At 71.6% G+C, this 16299-nt stretch carries 17 protein-coding genes; 9 read left to right on the top strand and 8 right to left on the bottom strand.

All coding sequences use genetic code 11. From position 1 onward, the window contains the following. Positions 1–81 precede the first annotated feature (81 nt). Positions 82–2103 carry an acyl-CoA dehydrogenase gene (locus tag ACIBHX_RS03605; protein WP_397063833.1) on the top strand — a complete coding sequence of 674 codons (2022 nt, stop codon included), beginning with the start codon at positions 82–84 and terminating at the stop codon, positions 2101–2103. On the opposite strand, the gene ACIBHX_RS03600 is transcribed toward ACIBHX_RS03605, so the two are convergent. From ACIBHX_RS03600 to ligD, 3 genes are all read right to left on the bottom strand, one after another. Then, complete coding sequence (locus tag ACIBHX_RS03600) at positions 2104–2769, bottom strand: class F sortase (RefSeq protein WP_397063831.1); 666 nt, start codon at positions 2767–2769, stop codon at positions 2104–2106. Next, positions 2770–3216, bottom strand: a complete 447-nt coding sequence (locus tag ACIBHX_RS03595) for a hypothetical protein (RefSeq protein WP_397063829.1) — start codon at positions 3214–3216, stop codon at positions 2770–2772. It abuts the gene before it with no gap. Positions 3217–3318: 102 nt separating this feature from the next. Beyond that, positions 3319–4314, bottom strand: a complete 996-nt coding sequence (gene ligD, locus ACIBHX_RS03590; protein ID WP_397063827.1) for a non-homologous end-joining DNA ligase — start codon at positions 4312–4314, stop codon at positions 3319–3321. A gap of 410 nt (positions 4315–4724) precedes the next feature. Here ligD and msrB point away from each other — a divergent pair, with 410 nt between their 5' ends. Continuing rightward, positions 4725–5126 carry a peptide-methionine (R)-S-oxide reductase MsrB gene (gene msrB / locus ACIBHX_RS03585; protein ID WP_397063825.1) on the top strand — a complete coding sequence of 134 codons (402 nt, stop codon included), beginning with the start codon at positions 4725–4727 and terminating at the stop codon, positions 5124–5126. Between the two features lie 7 nt (positions 5127–5133). Here the strand turns inward: msrB and ACIBHX_RS03580 are convergent, their stop codons facing one another. After that, on the bottom strand, positions 5134–5742 hold the full coding sequence (locus tag ACIBHX_RS03580) for a hypothetical protein (protein ID WP_397063823.1): 609 nt from the start codon (positions 5740–5742) through the stop codon (positions 5134–5136). 106 nt (positions 5743–5848) lie between these two features. On the opposite strand from ACIBHX_RS03580, the gene ACIBHX_RS03575 reads away from it, so the two are divergent. The 3 genes from ACIBHX_RS03575 to ACIBHX_RS03565 are packed head-to-tail and all read left to right on the top strand — an operon-like array spanning position 5849 to position 8995. Next, on the top strand, positions 5849–6778 hold the full coding sequence (locus ACIBHX_RS03575; protein WP_397063821.1) for an ATP-binding cassette domain-containing protein: 930 nt from the start codon (positions 5849–5851) through the stop codon (positions 6776–6778). Continuing rightward, the gene (locus tag ACIBHX_RS03570) at positions 6771–7925 is read left to right on the top strand and encodes an ABC transporter permease (RefSeq protein ID WP_397063819.1); all 1155 of its coding nucleotides are present in this window, start codon (positions 6771–6773) and stop codon (positions 7923–7925) included. The genes ACIBHX_RS03575 and ACIBHX_RS03570 overlap by 8 nt, the downstream gene beginning before the upstream one ends. After that, positions 7922–8995 (top strand): ABC transporter permease, encoded by a 1074-nt coding sequence (locus ACIBHX_RS03565; RefSeq protein WP_397063817.1) that lies wholly within the window; start codon positions 7922–7924, stop codon positions 8993–8995. Before ACIBHX_RS03570 ends, ACIBHX_RS03565 begins: the two co-directional genes overlap by 4 nt. Here ACIBHX_RS03565 and ACIBHX_RS03560 read toward each other — a convergent pair. From ACIBHX_RS03560 to hemG, 3 genes are read right to left on the bottom strand one after another with little or no spacing between them, the layout of a single operon-like run. After that, positions 8985–9560, bottom strand: coding sequence for a DinB family protein (locus tag ACIBHX_RS03560; protein ID WP_397063815.1), 576 nt, complete (start codon positions 9558–9560; stop codon positions 8985–8987). The two genes, ACIBHX_RS03565 and ACIBHX_RS03560, sit on opposite strands and share 11 nt — an antisense overlap. 46 nt (positions 9561–9606) lie before the next feature. Next, positions 9607–10308, bottom strand: coding sequence for a hydrogen peroxide-dependent heme synthase (gene hemQ, locus ACIBHX_RS03555; protein ID WP_397063813.1), 702 nt, complete (start codon positions 10306–10308; stop codon positions 9607–9609). Then, positions 10305–11684, bottom strand: coding sequence for a protoporphyrinogen oxidase (gene hemG, locus ACIBHX_RS03550; RefSeq protein ID WP_397063811.1), 1380 nt, complete (start codon positions 11682–11684; stop codon positions 10305–10307). Before hemG ends, hemQ begins: the two co-directional genes overlap by 4 nt. Before the next feature lie 98 nt (positions 11685–11782). Between hemG and ACIBHX_RS03545 the strand changes: the two genes are divergently transcribed. Next, the gene (locus tag ACIBHX_RS03545; protein ID WP_397063809.1) at positions 11783–12709 is read left to right on the top strand and encodes a DUF4349 domain-containing protein; all 927 of its coding nucleotides are present in this window, start codon (positions 11783–11785) and stop codon (positions 12707–12709) included. 70 nt (positions 12710–12779) lie between these two features. On the opposite strand, the gene hemE is transcribed toward ACIBHX_RS03545, so the two are convergent. Then, entirely contained in the window at positions 12780–13796 is a 1017-nt protein-coding gene (gene hemE, locus ACIBHX_RS03540) for a uroporphyrinogen decarboxylase (RefSeq protein ID WP_397063808.1), read from the bottom strand. Between the two features lie 316 nt (positions 13797–14112). Here hemE and ACIBHX_RS03535 point away from each other — a divergent pair, with 316 nt between their 5' ends. Genes ACIBHX_RS03535 through ACIBHX_RS03525 form a run of 3 tightly spaced genes read left to right on the top strand, consistent with a single transcriptional unit; the run spans position 14113 to position 16240 of the window. Continuing rightward, entirely contained in the window at positions 14113–14325 is a 213-nt protein-coding gene (locus tag ACIBHX_RS03535; RefSeq protein WP_397063806.1) for a hypothetical protein, read from the top strand. 60 nt (positions 14326–14385) lie between these two features. Next, positions 14386–14982, top strand: a complete 597-nt coding sequence (locus ACIBHX_RS03530; RefSeq protein WP_397063805.1) for a DUF3000 domain-containing protein — start codon at positions 14386–14388, stop codon at positions 14980–14982. 31 nt (positions 14983–15013) lie between these two features. After that, a complete protein-coding gene (locus ACIBHX_RS03525; RefSeq protein WP_397063803.1) occupies positions 15014–16240 on the top strand; it encodes a ribonuclease D in 1227 nt (408 codons plus the stop codon). The last annotated feature ends 59 nt before the right edge of the window (positions 16241–16299 follow it).

Below are 16299 nucleotides of genomic sequence, written 5' to 3'. Positions count from 1 at the left end.
TGAACCTACTATGAAATCAGGGGCCCCATGACGACGGTCCCGCCTCTGGAGATGAACCGAATATCGTTCTAGGGTCTCCTCATGGGCATCGGGTTGACCTGGGAGCACAGAACGCTGGCCGAATCCGTGCGCGGGCGGGCGGCGCGCGGCGAGGTGGACGTGCTGAGCCTGCACGTGCCTGAGGAGTACGGCGGGGAAGGCCATGGGCTCCTCGAGCTGTGCGTGGCGCTGGAGGTGCTCGGCGAGCTCCGGGTCTCAGGGGCGTACCTGCCGGCCCTCATCGCCTCCGCGGCGATCGCCTGGCCGCCCGGCGACCCGTTTACCGAGGACATCCCGCGGGGCCTCGGCAGCGGCGCGCTGACGGCGGCGGTCGCCCTCGGCCCGTCGGGCCAGGCGCTGGGGAGCCACGAGGCCGACCTGTTCCTGGTGCCCGTGGACGGCGGGTGGGCCCTGCTCGACCCGGACGACGTCGAGGCGGAACCCGTCGAGGGGGTCGATCTGGACCGGGCGCTGTGCTCGGTGCGGGTCAGGGCCGTGCCCGACGAGCGGTCGCTGGGGCCGGTGCCGGTGAGGGAGCTGGCCGCCGTGCTGCTGGGCGCCGAGGCGTGCGGGCTGGCCGCCTGGGCGGTCGGCACCGCGACGGACTACGCCAAGGTGCGCGAGCAGTTCGGCCGCCCGATCGGCCAGTTCCAGGGCGTCAAGCACCGCGTCGCCGCCGCCCTGGTCCGGCTGGAGCAGGCCCGCGCCGCCGTCTGGGACGCGGCTCGCGCCCTGGACCCCCAGCGGCCCGCCGGCGCAGTCGAGCCGTCAGACGAGGTACGGCTGGCCGCGGCGGTGGCCGCGGTGCTCGGCCCCGACGCGGCCGTGGGGTGCGCCCAGGACGCGATCCAGGTGCTCGGCGGGATCGGCTACACCTTCGAGCACGAGGCCCACCGCTACTACCGGCGGGCGCTGAGTGACCGGATGCTGGCGGGCGACCCCGGCGCGTGGGCCGGGGAGGTGACGCGGCTGGCGCTGGCCGGCGTGCGCAGGGACATGGAGCCCGACCTGCCGGCCGAGGCCGCGGGCATCAGGGACGAGATCCGCGCGCACGCCGCCGAACTGGCCGCCGAGCAGCCACTGGCCAGGCTGGGCCGCTTCGCCACGGAGGGCTGGATCATGCCGTACCTGCCCAAGCCGTGGGGCCGCGGTGCCTCGCCGCTCGAGCAGTACGTGATCCACCAGGAGTTCCGCGAGCTCAAGCGCCCCAACCTGGGCATCGCCGCCTGGGCGGTCCCCTCGATCGTCAAGTACGGCACGCCGGAGCAGCAGGAGCGCTTCCTGCCGAAGACGTTCACCGGCGAGATCGTGTGGTGCCAGCTGTTCAGCGAGCCCGGCGCGGGCTCGGACCTGGCCGGGCTGACGACCAAGGCGACCAGGGTGGAGGGCGGCTGGTCGATCAGCGGTCAGAAGATCTGGACGTCGCTGGCCCAGTACGCGCACTGGGGCATCTGCCTGGCCAGGACCAGCCCGGACAGGCCCAAGCACGAGGGCATCACGTACTTCCTGGTGGACATGAAGGGTCGCGGCGTCACCGTCAGGCCGCTGAAGGAGATCAACGGGGAGGAGATCTTCAACGAGGTCTTCCTCGACGACGTGTTCGTGCCCGACGACCTCGTGGTGGGCGAGGTGGACCAGGGCTGGAAGGTGGCCCGCGACACGCTCTCCCACGAGCGGGTGGCGCTCGGCGACTCGTGGGGACCCGGATCGCAGCACACCGACATGATCCGACTGATCCAGAAAATTCAGGACATCAGCCCTGCGCAGCACGAGCAGGCCGGACGTTACTGGGCGGAGGGGCAGGCCATCTCCGCGCTCGGCCTGCGGGTCACGCTGTCGCAGCTGGCCGGCGCCGACCCGGGACCGGCCTCGAGCGTGCGCAAGCTGCTCGGCATGCGCCACGCCCAGGCCATCTCGGAGTTCTGCTGGTCGCTGGCGCCGGCGGACCGGTACTGGAACCGGATGATCCTCACCACCCGGGCCTTCACCATCGGCGGCGGCACCACCGAGGTCCAGTTGAACATCATCGCCGAGCGCGCGCTCGGCCTGCCGCGTGACCCGTGATCAGCTCTTGAGGTAGACCGGCGCCGCCAGGTGGGCGTAGACGATCGTGTTCTCCCGGTAGCTGTGCGCCGCCGGGTCGAAGCTGCCGCCGCAGGTGATCACCCGCAGGCCCGGGTAGGACAGCTTGCCGTACACCTTCCTGGTGGGGAAGGTGCTCTTCGGGGTGTGCTCGACCTTGTCGACCACGAAGACGGCGACCGAGCGGTCGGCGCGCAGCACCTGGATCTGGGCGCCGCGCTTGACGTTGCGCAGGTACTCGAAGACGGCCGGCCCGCTCTTGGTATCCAGGTGCCCGGTGATCACGGCAGCGCCGCGCTGGCCGGGCACGGGGCCGTAGCGGTACCAGCCGGCCAGGTTCGAGGGGGAGAACGGCGGGTTCTGGATGGCGCCGCCCGCGTCCAGACCCAGCTCCATGAGCGGCGCCGCCACCCCGATCGACGGGATGTAGACGGCGTAGGGCTGGGCGGCGGTCATCGGGGCGGCCACGTGGGCCAGGCGCAGGTTCTTGGGGAGGTTCAGCGTGGGGGCCGTCCGCTGGGTCATCGGCGACGGCTCGGGCGGCTCGTCACCGCCGCCGCCGATGATGCCGGTCATGCCCATGAGGATGAGCGAGACCCCGGCCAGCGACACCGCGCCGGCCCCGGCCAGGATCAGCTTGTGACCCACCTACGCTTTCCTGCGCCGCAAGGCGTAGCCGGTCAGCCCGCCGCCGGCCAGCAGCGCCGTGCCGCCCACGGTGAACGGCCACACGGTCGTGCCCTGCGCCAGCCATCCGCCGCCGGTCTCCGGGTGGCCCTGCGGCACCTGATGCTCGTCCTGGTCGACCGGCTTCCACGGGTGGTCGTCCTGCTTGTGCTCCTGCGGCGGGCCCTCGGGGCCCTGCGACCAGGAGTCCTGCGGCTCGGGCCGGCCGCCCGGGGTGCTGTCCAGCGGGTTGGGCAGCTTCAGGTCGGGCAGCTGCAGCCCGCGATCGGCCTGGGTATCGCACGGCAGCAGCGGCAGCAGGCACGAGTCGCCGGCCTGTGCGTTGGCCGTGCCGATGCCGATGCTCAGCCCGCCCACCACGAAGGCCGTCAAGGCTCCGGCGGCTGCCAGTCGTCGCGCTCTTGCCATATCCAGGCTCCCGAATCGGTTTGTCGCGCCCGAGGTAGGAAGCGAGCCTTGCGAACTATTAGACCGAGAGTCAAGTAATGTGACCAAAGCGAAATCAGTTGATTACTCCCTGGCTTTGGAGGGCTGGACCCGCTTCGGTTCGCCCGGCATCTTGGGGTAGTTCGGGGGATAGGGCATGTCACCGCGATCGTCCTTCTCGTACCACTCCAGCAGGGTGTCCAGCGTGTAGGCGTGGTCGTCGATCGCGGCGTGCACGTCGCCCAGCTCGGCGAAGCGGGCGGGCACGGTGCGGATGTCGAAGTCGCGCGGGTCGGCGTCCTCCAGCTCCTGCCAGGTCAGCGGCGTCGAGACGGGCGCCTCCGGCTTGGCGCGGATCGAGTAGGCGCTGACCACGGTGCGGTCGCGGGCGTTCTGGTTGTAGTCGATGAACACGCGCTCGCCCCGCTCCTCCTTCCACCACGCCGTGGTGACCAGGTCGGGGTCCTTGGCCTCGATGGCCCGCGCCAGCGCGATGCCCGCGTGCCGTACCTCGACGAAGTCCCAGCGCGGCTGGATGCGGACGGCGATGTGCACGCCTCGGTTGCCCGAGGTCTTCACGAACCCGGTCAGGCCCGCCTCCTCCAGCACCTCGCGCGCCAGGAACGCGGTCCTGCGCGCGTGGTCGAAGGGCGTGTCGGGATGCGGGTCGATGTCGATGCGCAGCTCGTCGGGGCGTTCCACGTCGGCGGCGCGCACCTGCCAGGGGTGGAAGTCGATGGTGCCCAGGTTGGCGGCCCAGGCGATCGCGGCCACCTCGGTCACGCGCAGCGAGTCGGCCTTGCGTCCGCTCGGGAAGGTGACCGTCACGGTCTGCAGCCAGTCGGGATACTTGGGCGGCATCCGCTTCTGGTAGATCGCGTCGGTCTGCACGCCGTCGGGGTGGCGCTTGAGGTTCGTCGGCCGGTCCCTCAGCGCGCGCAGCGCCCCGTCCCCGACGGCCACGTAGTACTCGACCAGCTCACGCTTGGTGGCGCCGATCCCAGGAAAGTACACCTTGTCGGGGTTGGTGACCTTGACGGTCCTCTCCCCCACTTCCAGCTCTATGTACGGCGATGCCATGCCCCCGAACCTACCCCGCCCCCAAGATCATCCTCTTGTCCAGCAGGCCCTCGACCGAAGTGCGGCGGGCGGACGGTGCCGGCAGCCTCGCCGGACAAGCAAGATCATAAATAAGCTCGGGGTGGGTCCGGGCGGAGCACCTGGTGGCGGGACCAGGGCTCGACGCGCCGGACCACTAGACCATGCGCCCTCCGCCGTTCCGGGCGCTGGCGCGTCGCCCGGCCGGCCTGTGTGACCGCCGGCGGCGCCAGCACGGGCGTGGGCTGTGCCGCTCGGGCGATCCGGCGATGATCTCACCCCTTTGCAGGGAGCTATGGCGCCCCCATGCCTACAAAGACGCGAAATCACCCCAGAATGGATGCTTCCCCCTGCGGAGATCTCTTTTTGCCGGGATCTCGTAGGCTGGAGGCATGGACAAGGTGGTCAAGAGCGAGGCCGAATGGCGGGTCCAGCTCTCTCCCGAGGAGTTCCACGTGCTCAGGGAGGCAGGCACCGAACGGCCCTTCACCGGCGAGTACGTCGACACCAAGGACGAGGGTGTCTACGTCTGCCGCGCGTGCGGGGCCGAACTGTTCCGCTCCGATACGAAGTTCGAGTCACACTGCGGGTGGCCGAGCTTCTTCGAGCCGTCGGAGTCGGACGCCGTGCGGTTGATCGAGGACCGCAGCCACGGCATGGCCCGCACCGAGGTGCGCTGTGCCCGCTGCGACTCGCACCTGGGTCACGTCTTCCACGGCGAGGGCTACGCCACGCCCACCGACGACCGCTACTGCATCAACTCGATCTCCCTGCGGATGAACCGGGCGGGCTGAGGCCCGGTCACCGGGGTTCCGGGTCCGTGAGGCGGCAGTTCGTGTCGGACGGGCCGATGACGTTGGCCAGCACCGGGTTGCCGTTGTCGCCGTATTCGGCCTGGACGAACACGATGGGCTCCTCGACGCCCTCCTGGCGCAGGTACTCCAGGCCGCGCTCGCACAGCGTGACGGCCTCCGCCGAGTTGTGCGCCGATTCCGGCAGGTCGGTGTAGAGGCGCAGGTAGCCGCCGACGGTCCTGATCTCCTTGAGCCGGCCGGCCGCCTTGTCGTTCCAGTGCGTGCGGAAGTACTCGGCCGCCTTCTGGTCGGTGTCCCTGGACGGCCCGTCGGCGCGCTTCTCCGACTCGGCGTTGGCCTGCATGTCGCCCGACGGCTGCTGCGCCTGCGAGGCGGCCTGCGCCTGCGGTGCGATCTGCGAGACGGTCGGCGCCGGGCCTGACATCAGCCCGGTTCGAAGGGGCTCGGCATGCCGCGTGCTCACGGCCACCAGAGCCGCCGCCACCAGCGCGAACGCCGTGGCCAGTACCCACCCCCAGGGTCCTCGCGACTTCTTGCGGCGCCGCCCCCGCCGCCTCGGGCCCTTCTCCACCCCGCGCCCCCTGGAACGTGCCATGCCGATTTCCCCCGATTGTGACAAACGGGAAAGATCAAATCCGATGGATGCGGAAGTTGGGTCTCGGGTCTTGCCCGCCGTACCGCCGCGCTAGCAAGCTGTGCGGGTGCAGGGGGACGAGATCCTGAGATGCCGTGATCTCAAGAAGGCGTTCGGCGACCTCGTCGCCGTCGACGGCGTGAGCTTCACGATCTCCGCCGGAGAGACCTACGGCCTGCTCGGGCCGAACGGCGCCGGCAAGACCACCACGATCTCGATGATCGCCGGCGTCCTGGCCAGGGACTCCGGCGAGATCCTGGTGGCCGGCCGCCCACACGACACCGTCAGCACCTGGGGCAAGGCCAGGATCGGCTACGTCCCGCAGGAGCTGGCCCTCTACCCCGACCTCAGCGCCCGGGAGAATTTACGCTTCTTCGCCCGCCTGTACGGCATGGGCCGCGCCGAGGCCCGCACCCGGGTGGCCGAGGTGCTGGAGGTCGTCGGCCTGACCGAGCGGGCGGGCGACCCGGTCAGCCAGTACTCGGGCGGCATGAAGCGCCGGCTCAACATCGGCGCGGGCCTGCTGCACCGACCGCCGCTGCTGATCCTGGACGAGCCCACGGTCGGCGTGGACCCGCAGAGCCGCAACGCGATCCTGGAGAGCGTCGCCGCGCTGGCCGGCGAGGGCGTGGCCGTGTTGTACACCACGCACTACATGGAGGAGGCCGAGCGGCTGTGCGACCGCATCGGCGTCATCGACCTGGGCACGATCAGGGCCGAGGGCACCCGCAGGGAGCTGGTCGCCCTGGTCGGGGAGCTCGATCGCATCACGCTGGACGTCGACGGCGCGATAGCCGTACCCGATCTCCAGGAACTGCCGGAGGTACGGCGGGCCGACGCGAGCGAGGGGCACGTGGAGCTCATGGTCGAGGACGCCAGGGCGGCACTGCCCAAGGTGATGGCGGTGGCGGGGCCCGGAGTGCGGGCGGTGGAGGTGCACGAGCCGAACCTGGAGTCGGTGTTCCTGCACCTGACCGGCAAGGCGCTGCGTGACTGACGTGCGCGTGATGCTGCTGATCCTGGCCAAGGACCTGCGCCAGCGGGTCAGGGACAGGTCGCTGTTCATGCTGGCGCTGGTGGTGCCGTTCGGGCTGGCGGCCATCTTCAGCCTGGTCTTCCACGGGCTGGACGAACGCCATCCCGCCAGGATCGCCCTGGCCGACCAGGACCGCGGCCCCGTCGCGGCGAGCTTCTCCCGGCAGGCGCTGCGGCCGCTCGAGCGCGGCGGCGCGATCACGCTGGTGACCGCCGCGGACCCGGGGCAGGCGCGGGCGCTGGTCGAGCGCGGCGAGGTGGACGCCGCCTACGTGCTGCCGGCCGGGCTGAGCCAGGCCGTGCTGAGCGCCAGACCGGCCTCGATCCAGGTGATCGGCGACGTGGACGCGCAGGTCGGCTCGTACGTGGCCCGCTCGGTCGCCGGAGCGTTCGCCGCCCAGGTCCGCTACGTGCAGGTGGCGCTGGCGGCCAAGGGGTCGGGCGATCCGCAGTCCGCGCTGGCCACGCCCGATCCCCTGACCGTGCGCGACGCCCCGGCGGGCAGGCGGCAGCTGACGGCTGCCGAGAGCCTCAGCGCCGGGATGGCGGTGTTCTTCCTGTTCTTCACCGTGCAGTTCGGCTTCAGCGGCATCCTGGACGAGCGGCGCGACGGCACGCTGGTCCGGCTGCTCGCCGCGCCCGTCCCCCGCTACACGATCGTCTTCGGCAAGTTGCTGAGCGGCTTCGTCCTGGGCGTGGCGTCGATGGCCGTGCTGCTGACCGCCTCGGCGCTGCTGCTGGGGGCGCACTGGGGCGACCCGGTGGGCGTCGGCCTGCTGATCGTCTCCGGGGTGCTGGCGGCGACCGGGGTGATGGCCACGGTCGCCACCGCCGCCACCTCGGCCGAGCAGGCGGGCAACATCGAGGCCGTGGTGGCCGTGCTCCTGGGCGTGCTCGGCGGGGTGTTCCTGCCGACGCCGCAGCTGAGCGACGTCATGGCCGGGCTGAGCCTGGTCACCCCGCACCGCTGGTTCCTGCAGGGGCTGGCCGACCTGAGCGGCGGTGGCGGTCCCGGCGTGGTGGCCGTCCCCGTGCTGGTGCTGACCGGCATCGGAGTGGTCACCATCGGGCTGGCGCTGCTGCGGGTGGGAAGGTGGACGCGGGCGTGATCGCGATCGTGCGGATCAATCTGCTCAGGCTGGTGCGTGACCGGTCGAACATCTTCTTCGTGATCGTCTTCCCGATCGTGCTGATCCTGGTGCTCGGGATCGCGTTCGGCACCGGCGGCAAACCCCGGCTCGGCGTGAGCGGCGACGGGTTCCTGGTCGGCGCGCTGGAATCGGCGCGGGGCTTCGAGGTGCGGCGCTACGACGACGCCGGCGATCTGCGGTCCGATGTGGAGCGCGGCAGGCTGACCGGCGGCCTGGTGATCTCCGCCGGCGGGCTGGAGTACGTCTCCCGGCGGGAACCGCAGGGGCAGCAGCTCGGCGTGGCCGTCAGGGCGATCGTGGCCGAGGCCGCGATCCCGCTGCGAGCGGCGAACTACGCGGGCGTCACACCCGACAGGACGAGGAGCATCTCCGTACCCGGGCTCACGATCGAGGAGTCCACGACGGGCACGGCGCGGATCCCCGTGACCGTGACCGGGTTCGACGTGGCCGCGAGCGAGCAGTTGCTGCTGTTCGTGTTCCTGACCTCATTGACCGGGGCGTCGGAGCTGATCGAGACCAGGCGGCTGGGCATCTCGCGGCGCATGTACGCCGCGCCGCTGTCGAGCGGGCGGATCCTGCTCGGCGAGGGCGCCGGGCGGGTCGCGGTGGCGCTGGCGCAGGGGCTGGTCATCATGGCCGGCTCCGCGCTGCTGTTCGGCGTCCACTGGGGCGACCCTCTCGGCGCCGCCGCCCTGCTGCTGGCGTTCTCGCTGGTGGGCGGGGGCGCCGCGATGCTGCTCGGCTCCGTGCTGCGTTCCGGGCAGCAGGCCACCGCGCTGGGGCTGCTGCTCAGCCTCGGGCTCGCCGCGCTGGGCGGGGCGATGCTGCCGCTGGACCTGTTCTCCGAGCCCATGCGCCGGCTGGCGCACGTGACGCCGCACGCCTGGGCTCTGGACGGCTTCGCCGAGCTGCTGCGCCACGGCGGCACCGTGGTCGACGTGCTGCCGCAGCTCGGCGTGCTGCTCGCGTTCGCGGCCGTGCTGTTCGGGCTGGGGTCGTGGCGGCTGGCCGCCGCGCTCACCCGCTAGCGGCCTGGCGGGCCGAGTCCTCCAGGCGTGCGTGGTAGGCCTTCCACCACGCCTCGTCGACGTCGGGCAGGTTGGAATTGTCCACGCGCCTTCCGGCGGCCCCGTCGACGAGCTCCCTGACGATGTCGGCGTGCCCGGCGTGCCGATGGGTCTCGGCGATGACGTGGACGAGGATGCGGCCCAGCGTCACCTTACGGCGCTCCTGCGGCCACCACGGCACCTCACCCACGGCGTCCAGCTCGAGCGCCTCGACCGTGGCGTCGGAGTGCGTCCACACCCGGTGGTAGAGGCCGACGACGTCCTCGCGCGACTCGCTCGCGGTGGCCCACATGTCCGCGTTCGGCTCGGCGTCATCGGCGAACCAGGGCAGCGACTCCGGTGACGGCCTGCCGAACACGTCGCCCAGGTACCATGCCTCGACGCTGGCCACGTGCTTGACCAGGCCGAGCAGGTTCGTCCCCGTCGGGGTGAGCGGGCGCCGGATGTCGTACTCGCTCAGGTCGTCAAGCTTCCACACCAGGGCCTCGCGGCCCTCCTTCAGATAGCGATGCAGGTCCTGTTTCACCGTGCCATCCTCCGGGTTGTAAGGCGCGCCGGACAACCCGATTCGGTCACGGCAGGGAGGCGAGCAGCTCCTGCACCGGCTTGCGGCGGCCGGTGTAGAAGGGGATCTCGACCCGGGTGTGCCGGCGGGCCTCTGCACTGCGCAGGTGGCGCATCAGGTCGACGATGCGGTGCAGCTCGTCGGCCTCGAAGGCGAGCATCCACTCGTAGTCGTTGAGCGAGAAGCAGGCCACCGTGTTGGCCCGCACGTCGGGGTAGTCGCGGGCCATCTTGCCGTGCTCGGCCAGCATGGCTCGGCGCTCGGAGTCCTCGAGCAGGTACCACTCGAGCGACCGCACGAACGGGTACACGCTGACGTAGTTGCGCGGCTCCTCCTCGGCCAGGAAGGCCGGGATGTGCGACTTGTTGAACTCCGCCGGGCGGTGCAGCGCCATCGCCGACCACACCGGCTCGCTGTGGCGGCCGAGCCCGGTGCGGCGGAAGCGGGCGTAGACGTCCTGCAGGTCGTCGGAGGAGGGCGCGTGCCACCAGAACATGTAGTCGGCGTCGGCGCGGAAGCCGCCCACGTCGTACAGCCCCCGGGTCACCACGTCCTTGCCGGCGGCCTGCTCGAGCAGCTCCTCGACCTCGTCGGCCAGGCCCTCGCGGTTGCCGGGGCATGGCTCGCTGACCTTGAACACCGACCACATCGTGTAGCGGATCACCTGGTTCAGGTCGCGGGCCTTCGGCCGCGCAGCGTTCTCGGTCATGTGTCCAATCCTCCCAGAATCCCGGCGGCAGCCGTACGAGCAGTGGAAATACAGGCGGGGATGCCCAGCCCGTCGTAGGCCGCGCCGCAGACGGCCAGCCCGGGCTGGACCGCGACGGCGGCGCGGACGCGCGCGATGCGGTCGAGGTGGCCGACGTTGTACTGCGGCAGTCCGCCGCCCCAGCGGGTGACGCGCGTGTCGGCGGGCAGCCCGCGCACGCCCATCACCTCGCCCATCTCGGCCATCGCCAGCGAGACGAGCTCGCCGTCCTCGCGCTGCAGCAGCGCTTCCTCGCCGAGCCTGCCGATCGAGCAGCGCACGATGATCAGGTCGTTGGCCAGGTGCGGCCACTTGACGGAGCTGAACGTGGCGGCCTTGACCGACCGGCCCTCGACGGGCGGGACGAGGTAGCCGCTGCCCGTCGGCGGCTCGGGGAAGGCGTCGACCGGGTAGGCGAGCGTGACGATGGCCATGCTGGCGTACTCGATCCTGGCCAGCTCGGCGGCGGCCTTGGGCACCTCGGTCTGCAGCAGCCGCGCGGCGGCCGGGCCCGGCAGGGCGACCACGACCGCGTCCGCGTCGATCACCTCGGGCCGCGGCACGGGCCCTGTCACCAGGCGCCAGCCGTGCTGGGTGCGGCGCAGCTCGCGCACGGTCACGCCGGTCCTGATGTCGGCCCCCGAGGCCGCGGCGACCGCCTCGGGCAGGCTGCCGAGGCCGTTCCTGAGCGAGGCGAACACCGGGCCCGCCTGCTTGGGCGCCTCCTCGGTGATCTGCCTGGCGGCGTTGAGCAGCGAACGCTCCGAGCGGGCGGCAGCGGCGATCGCGGGCATCGTGGCCTCGAGCGACAGCATGTCGGCCCGGCCCGCGTACACGCCGCCCAGCAGCGGCTCGACCAGCCGTTCGAGGACCTCGCCGCCGACCCTGGCCCTGATGTAGGCGGCCACGGACACGTCGCTGCGCACCAGCGTGGCGGGCAGGATCTGGTCCAGCGGCACCCGCAGCAGCCCGCCGGGCGAGATGATGCCGCTCCTGGCCAGCTCGGTCACGTCCGAGGGGACGCCCATGACCTGCCCCTTGGGCATCGGCCGCAGCGCGCCCCTGCTGTAGATGGAGGCGCTGGTAGTGCCGGGGCTCACCAGGTCGTCGCCGAGCCCCACCGCCTTGGCCAGGTCCTTGCCCTCGGGCCTGCGGGCCAGCATGGCCTCCGCGCCGGCGTCCACCCGGACTCCGGCCACCTCGGTCGCCAGCAGCTTGCCGCCGATACGCGGGCTGCCCTCCAGCACCGTCACCCTGACGCCGCCCTGACTCAGATACCAGGCGGCGGCCAGCCCGGAAATCCCGCCACCCACGACGACCACGTGCTTGCCTTTCACGTCTCCTGACGCTACCGCCTGCGGTCAGTGCCCCGGCGCGTGACCCTAACGTGACGGTTTCTCCTCAACCGCACGTGATCGGGAACCGTCCTTAGAGCATGAGGACAATCAGGTACGGCACAGCGCTGGCGCTGGCACTGGGCGTCGCGCTCCTGTCCGGATGCGGCGGCGGGGGCGCCGTGACCACGCAGTCCCAGTCGGACGCGGCCCCCATGTACAGGGGGGAGGCAGCGCCCACCCCGGCGCCCGCGGACCAGAAGGCCGCCGAAGGAGGCACCGGCAAGTCCCTCACCGCGGGCGTCACCGTCACGCAGCAGGACAGGCAGGTCATCTACGTGGGCGGCCTGACCGTGCGCGCCAAGGACGTCCCCACGGCCGCCGACAGGGCCAAGCAGATCGTCACCGCCGCGGGCGGCTACCTGTCGAAGGAGGACTCGAGCGCCGCCTCCGACGCCCAGGCGAACGCCACCCTGGAGTTCAAGGTCCCGCCCGCCCGCTACCCCGACGTGCTCGCCTCGCTCGGCAGGGACCTGGGCAAGCGGGTGTCGGTCAACCAGGGCACCCAGGACGTCACCATGCAGGTGGCCGACGTGGACAGCCGGCTCAAGTCGGCCCAGCGGACGCTCGACTCGCTGCGCACGCTGCTGACCAAGGCCAAGACGATCGGGCAGGTGCTCGAGGTCGAGCGGGAGATCTCCACCCGTGAGGCGGACCTGGAGTCGCTGCAGGCCCAGCAGAAGGAGCTGGCCAGGCAGGTGTCCATGGCCACGCTCACGCTCCAGCTGATCGGCCCGGCCGCCGTCGCGCATGAGCCCTCGCACGAGCCGTCCGGCTTCCTCGGCGGGCTCAAGACGGGCTGGAACGCGCTCGTCTCCTTCGTCAAGATCGTCCTGACGGTCCTCGGCGTGCTGCTGCCCTGGCTGATCGTCGCGCTGCCGGTGGTCCTCGTCGTCGTCTTCCTGGTACGGCGCGGCCGTCCCCGGACGCCGCCTCCCCCCGCCGAAGCTCCCGAACCCACCACCTGACTGACTACGCACGCCGCGGGGCCGGCATGGTGGGCGCCCTGACGTCAGGCGGGGTGCGGGAGGGCTTCGCTCACGCCTCGTGGACCAGGTCGGTCAGCCGCTTGAGCTGATCGGGGTCGGTGTTCGGCAGCACGCCGTGTCCGAGGTTGAACACGTAGCCCTCGGCCTGCCGCCCGCGGCGCAGCACCTCGCGGGCGCGGGGCTCGACGGCCTCCCACGGGGCCAGCAGGATGGCCGGGTCGAGGTTGCCCTGCAACGCCTTGCCCGGCCCCACCCGGCGGGCGGCCTCGTCGAGCGGCACCCGCCAGTCGACGCCGACCACGTCGGCCCCGGCCTCGCCGAGCACGCCGAGCAGCTCGCCGGTGCCGACGCCGAAGTGGATGCGGGGCACGCCCTGGACGCCCTCGAAGATGCGGCGCGTGTGGGGCAGGACGAACTCCCGGTAGTCGTCGGGGGACACCGCGCCGACCCAGGAGTCGAACAGCTGGATGGCCGACACCCCGGCCCTGATCTGGATGAGCAGGTGCTCGAGCACGATCTCCGACAGGCGCTCCATCAGGGCGTGCCACAGGCGCGGCTCGCCGTACATCATCGCCTTGGTGCGGTCGTGGTTCTTGGACGGCCCGCCCTCGATCAGATAGGAGCCCAGCGTGAACGGCGCGCCGGCGAAGCCGATCAGCGGGGTGTCGCCGAGCTCCTTGACCAGCGCCTGGACGGACTCGGTGATGTAGGGCTCGTCGCCGGGCTCCAGCGGGCGCAGCGCGTCCAGGCCCTTGAGGTCGCGGATCGGGTCGGCCACCACCGGGCCGATGCCCGGGTGGATGTCGAGGTCGACGCCGATGGCCTTGAGCGGCACCACGATGTCGCTGAAGAAGATGGCCGCGTCGACGCCGTAGCGGCGGACCGGCTGCAGCGTGATCTCGACGATCAGATCGGGCGTCGCGCACGCCTGCAGCATCGGCACGCCCTCGCGCACCTTCAGGTATTCGGGCAGCGAGCGGCCCGCCTGGCGCATGAACCACACCGGCGTGTGCGGGACGGGCTGGCGGCGGCAGGCGCGCAGGAACGCGGAGTCGGCGAGGGTCACCCTCCAAGGGTGCCACGCCCGCGGCGCGGTCGCCCAATCCGCCCGCAGTGTCGGAAAAGTAGGCATTGGGCGGCCAAAATCATGATCAGATAGCCGGATGTATGTTTACCGGTCAGCCAGGCATTCGCCTCGGAGGTGGGTTGAACACACCCCATGGATGTCCAGAAAGCCGGTCTCGACTGGACCAAATGTTCGCCAAGCCACCGCGCGGCACCGATTCAGCGACCACTTTCGGGACACGCCGAGCGCGTTGCGCGGAATTGTCAGCGAGGCATGCCAACGTCGGAGCCACGACCCGAAGAAAGGCCCCGGTGCGATGACCGCGTTGTGGAGTTCCCCAGAGCGCCGCAGTGAGCTCTGCGCTACCTGTGCTGGCGAGCGACTGTTCGAGCAGCCGCCGTGCCTGGCGGAGCTCGACGGGCACGAGGCCTGGCCGGAGTGGGCGTGCCTGGAGTGCGGCTCCGCGATCCTCATCGGGCTCGCCGCGGTCCGCCCGCTGGCTCGCCACCAGGTGAGCGCGGCGGCTTGACCAGGATAGATGAGCACCCCCGTGGTCCCCTTCCGCTCCTCCGAGACCTACGCTTCCGCTATGACCCTCGGTGACCAGCCGCCGGCTCCCGCGGAGTTCCTGCGGGCTGCCGAGAGCATGCGGACGACTGAGGTCAGGCCGGAGATCGAGCTGGAGGACCTGCCGGCGCCGCAGCGCCTCGCGCCGTTCTCCGCGGCCATCGGCGCGTCTGTCTACCGCGACGACGACGAGCTCGCCGTCGGGCGGCTGATCCTGCTGTACGACCCCGACGGGCAGCGCGGCTGGGACGGCCCCTTCCGGCTGGTGGCTTACGTGCGGGCCGACATGGAGCCGGAGATCACCTCCGATCCCCTGCTCGGGCCCGTGGCGTGGAGCTGGCTCACCGAAGCGCTCGAGGCCCACCACGCCGACTACTCCGCCGCGGGCGGTACCGTGACTAGGGCGGTGTCCGAGGGGTTCGGCAACAAGGCGGAAGACCCGGTCACCACCGAGCTCGAGCTGCGGGCTTCCTGGTCTCCCGCCGAAGAGGATCTCTCCGGCCATGTGGCCGCCTGGTGCGACCTCATGTGCCTGGCCGCCGGGATTCCGCCGCTCCCTCCCGACGTGGCGACCCTGCCCCGCCGGCGCGATGATCCGGAGAGTGACCGAACGAAGTGAGGGCACCAAACGTCATGAGAGCGGTGATCTCATGACAGAAGAGCGCACTGTCGTCCCGCTGCTGGAGCCGCGCGACGGCATTCCGCCCGTGATCGCGGACGCGGAAGCCCTGGCCGAGACCGTGGCGGCCTTCGCCGCGGGCAGCGGGCCCGTCGCCGTCGACGCCGAGCGCGCCTCCGGCTACCGCTACGGCAACCGCGCCTATCTGGTGCAGCTGCGCCGTGCCGGGGCGGGCACCGCGCTCATCGACCCGATCACCTGCCCCGACCTGTCCGCGCTCGACGAGGCGGTGGCCGGCGCCGAGATCGTGCTGCACGCCGCGTCGCAGGACCTGCCGTGCCTGGCCGAGGTGGGCTTCAGGCCGCACGACATGTTCGACACCGAGCTGGCCGGCCGGCTGCTCGGCTACGAGCGGGTCGGCCTGGGCACGATGGTGGAGACCGTGCTCGGCCTGCGGCTGGAGAAGGGCCACTCGGCCGCCGACTGGTCCACCCGCCCGCTGCCGGAAGACTGGCTGCGCTACGCCGCGCTCGACGTGGAAGTGCTGGTCGAGCTGCGCGACGTGCTGCACGCCGAGCTGGCCGAGAGCGGGAAGCTGGGCTGGGCCCGCGAGGAGTTCGCCGCGGTGCTCAACACGCCGCCGCCCGCGCCGCGCTCCGATCCGTGGCGGCGCACCTCGGGCATCCACAAGGTGCGCAACGTGCGGGCGCTGGCGATCGTGCGGGAACTGTGGACGATGCGCGACGGGATCGCCCGCGAGAGCGACCTGGCGCCGGGGCGGGTGCTGCCCGACGCGGCCATCGTGGCCGCCGCGCTGGACGTGCCGCGCACCAAGAAGGCGCTCACCGAGATCAGCGCCTTCACCGGCCGCAGCGCGCGCCGCTACATGGGCGACTGGCTGGCCGCGGTCACCAGGGCCCGCTCGCTGACCGACAGCCAGCTGCCGCAGCCGAGCACTCCCGGTGACGGGCCGCCGCCGGCCAACCGCTGGGCCGACCGCGACCCGGCCGCCGCCAAGCGCCTGCAGGCTGCCAAGTCGGTGGTCGCGGCGCTGGCCGACGAGCACCGCATGCCCACCGAGAACCTCCTGCAGCCGGACGCGATCCGCCGCCTGACCTGGGAGCCGCCGGAGGAGATCACCGAGGAGTCGGTGGCCTCCCGGCTGCGCAAGCTCGGCGCCCGCGAGTGGCAGCTCTCCCTGACGGTGCACCCCATCGTCAAGGCGCTCTCCCGCCTCGAGCTCAAGGGCGACATCTGACCCTTCTCGTTTCCCGTACGGCAGGCCATGGGGACCCGCCGTCCGCTTCGCCTGCCCCG

Origin of the sequence: Nonomuraea sp. NPDC050536, from assembly GCF_044457685.1 — a bacterium.
Classification (GTDB): Bacteria; Actinomycetota; Actinomycetes; order Streptosporangiales; family Streptosporangiaceae; genus Nonomuraea.
This window is presented reverse-complemented; position numbering and strand designations above follow the sequence as displayed.

Coding starts and splice junctions, on each gene's coding strand:
- ACIBHX_RS03580 (WP_397063823.1), bottom strand. CDS start 5,742: ATGGCACGTTCCAGGGGGCGCGGGGTGGAGAAGGGCCCGAGGCGGCGG.
- ACIBHX_RS03535 (WP_397063806.1), top strand. CDS start 14,113: ATGACCGCGTTGTGGAGTTCCCCAGAGCGCCGCAGTGAGCTCTGCGCT.
- ACIBHX_RS03595 (WP_397063829.1), bottom strand. CDS start 3,216: ATGGCAAGAGCGCGACGACTGGCAGCCGCCGGAGCCTTGACGGCCTTC.
- ACIBHX_RS03545 (WP_397063809.1), top strand. CDS start 11,783: ATGAGGACAATCAGGTACGGCACAGCGCTGGCGCTGGCACTGGGCGTC.
- ACIBHX_RS03605 (WP_397063833.1), top strand. CDS start 82: ATGGGCATCGGGTTGACCTGGGAGCACAGAACGCTGGCCGAATCCGTG.
- msrB (WP_397063825.1), top strand. CDS start 4,725: ATGGACAAGGTGGTCAAGAGCGAGGCCGAATGGCGGGTCCAGCTCTCT.
- ACIBHX_RS03530 (WP_397063805.1), top strand. CDS start 14,386: ATGACCCTCGGTGACCAGCCGCCGGCTCCCGCGGAGTTCCTGCGGGCT.
- hemQ (WP_397063813.1), bottom strand. CDS start 10,308: ATGACCGAGAACGCTGCGCGGCCGAAGGCCCGCGACCTGAACCAGGTG.
- ligD (WP_397063827.1), bottom strand. CDS start 4,314: ATGGCATCGCCGTACATAGAGCTGGAAGTGGGGGAGAGGACCGTCAAG.
- ACIBHX_RS03525 (WP_397063803.1), top strand. CDS start 15,014: ATGACAGAAGAGCGCACTGTCGTCCCGCTGCTGGAGCCGCGCGACGGC.